Here is a 2,510-nt window from a genome sequence, read left to right on the forward strand (position 1 = left end):
ACATCATGCAGACGGTGCCGACCTTTGCCTATCTCACCCCCTTGCTGGTGCTGTTCGGCTTTGGCCCGGTTGTTGGCCTGATCGCCTCGGCCATCTATGCCGCGCCGCCGATGGCGCGCAATGTTCTGTTGGGGCTGGAGCGGGTCGAGCCGGAGATCAAGGAAGCCGCAATCATGGCAGGCGGGACCCGCCTGCAGCAGCTGTTTCAGTGCGAAATCCCATCAGCCGGGCAGCAGATTATGGTGGGCGTCAATCAATGCCTGATGGCGGCGCTGTCGATGGTGATCATAGCGGCTGTTATCGGTGGCTTCGATGACATCGGCTGGGAAGTTCTCCTGACCATGCGCAAGGCGCAGTTCGGTCAAAGCCTGCTGGCCGGTTCAGTTATCGTGGTCTTTGCCATCCTGATCGACCGGATGAGCGGCACCCTGACCGAAGAGCGGCGCAACAAACACGATCCGCGCATCGCCTGGGGCATTCTGGCCGTGGGTGCCGCAGCCAGCGCCGTGTTTTGGGGCCATATTCAGCAGCCCGGCGCCTATGCGCTGTTCAACCCGGTGGCGGACAGTGTCGACAGAGGGCTGTCGTCCTTTACCACCGCCAATGCCGATGCGCTGACAGCGTTCAAGAACAACGTGCTGTTTTATGTGCTGCTGCCGTTGCGGATCGGGCTGGACCAGGCGGTGCTGCCCTTCACCTGGGGTTTCTCCTGGACCCCGATGATGAGTGCGGTGCTGTTTGCAGCGGGCGCCGCTGCCGGTGTGGTCTTTGCGTTGCGCGGGCAGACGGCGCTGGGCGTGATGCTGTTGATTGCTGCCGGCATGCTGGAGACAGGTATTTCGCAACTGCCCTGGCCCTTTGTGCTGATTGGCGCAGGCGCGCTGGCCTGGGTTGCAGGCGGCCGCGGGCTGGCGATCATGACAGTTGTTCTGCTGGGCACCATTCTGGTCTCCGGCCTATGGGAGCGGGCGTTGCTGTCGCTGTATCTGTCGGGCGCTGCGGTCTTTGCCTGCGCGGTGATGGGCGGCGCCATCGGCCTTGTATCGGCGGTGTCGCCCGGTATCTGGCGGCTGGTGCGGCCCATCTGCGACATGCTGCAGACGATCCCGCTGTTTGTGTTCCTGATCCCGGTTCTGATGGTGTTTCAGATCGGCGAGTTCTCGGCCTTCCTGGCGATTATCGCCTATGCCATCGTGCCGATGATCCGCTACACCCGGCACGGGCTGGTCTCGACGCCGGAGGAGATGATCGAAGCCGCAACAGCCTCCGGTGCCACCAAATGGCAGATGCTCAAGGATATCCGCGCACCTTATGCGGCGCCCTCGATCCTGCTGGGGCTCAATCAGACCATCCTCTATGCCTTTGCGATGCTGGTCATTGCAGCGCTGATCGGCACCACCGGCCTTGGCCAGTCGATCTATCTGGCGCTGGGGCAGGCGGATGTGGGGCTGGGTATCTCTGCCGGTGCGGCAATGGCGATTCTTGCCTTGATCGCCGACCGCATGGTGCAGGGCTTTGCCGAGGAACGGCGCAAAGCACTGGGGCTTTAAGCCCCGCTGCAGCGAAGTGAGAAGGGCGCCCCAGCGGCGCCCTTTTTTGATCTGGGGCAACGTCTTATACTGTTCGCCCGCTTATAGCTGCACAACAGACTGATCTAAGGCAGGAGAGACCCCGATGGGCTGGCTTGAATTCATCGCGGCGCTGGCGCTGTTTCTGCTGAGCCATGCGATACCAGTGCGCCCGCCGGTGCGGCCCTGGCTGGTGAGCCGCCTCGGCCTGCGCGGCTATATCATCGCCTACAGCCTTCTGTCGCTGGCGATTCTGGCCTGGCTGGTCATGGCGGCGGCACGGGCGCCTTATGTCGGCGTGCTGCCCTATTGGGACATCTTCCGATGGGCGCCGCTTTTGCTGATGCCGCTGGCCTGCCTGCTGGCGGTGGCGGGAATGATGCGGCAGAACCCGTTCAGCTTTGGCGGCCTGGGGCTGCGGGCCTTTGACCCGGCAAAACCCGGCATTCTGGCGGTCAGCCGCCATCCGCTGCTTGCGGCCATGGCGCTGTGGGGCGGGGCGCATCTGCTGGCCAATGGCGATCTGGCGCATGTGATCCTGTTCGGATTGTTTGCGGGGTTTGCTTGGACCGGAATGGCATTGATCGACCGGCGCACTCAGCGGCGGATGGGGCAGGGCGAATGGACCCGTCTCAGCCGCAATACAGCACGGCTGAATCTGGCCCGCCTGCGCCCGTCTGCGGCTGAGGTGGCGCTGGCGGCGGCGGTGTTCCTGGTCCTGCTGATCCTGCACGCCCCGGTCATCGGCTACAGCCCGTTGCCGTGGTAGGGGTTGACCCCGCCCGCCGCATGACCACCTATGAACTGAGACGAGACTGGAGAGAACGACCGATGCACCTGGCCTATGTGATGACCCAAGAACGCGGTGCCACCGACCGCCTGCTGAGTGAGCTGGCTGAGAAATTGCAGGCCAAGGGCATCCGCCTGGCAGGCATCGCGCAG

The 2,510-nt window shown here is 63.7% G+C and carries 3 protein-coding genes; all 3 read left to right on the forward strand.

The genetic code is table 11. The annotated features are described in order from the left end of the window. Nucleotides 1-1,550: ABC transporter permease subunit (locus tag A2I95_RS31275; RefSeq protein ID WP_291736089.1), on the forward strand; the 1,550-nt coding region annotated here is incomplete at its 5' end. Nucleotides 1,551-1,674: 124 nt separating this feature from the next. After that, complete coding sequence (locus A2I95_RS31280; protein ID WP_027258300.1) at nt 1,675-2,337, forward strand: NnrU family protein; 663 nt, start codon at nt 1,675-1,677, stop codon at nt 2,335-2,337. 62 nt (nt 2,338-2,399) lie between these two features. Continuing rightward, on the forward strand, nt 2,400-2,510 hold a 111-nt coding region (locus A2I95_RS31285), incomplete at its 3' end, for a DUF2478 domain-containing protein (protein WP_291736092.1).

Source organism: Leisingera sp. F5 (assembly GCF_001593695.1).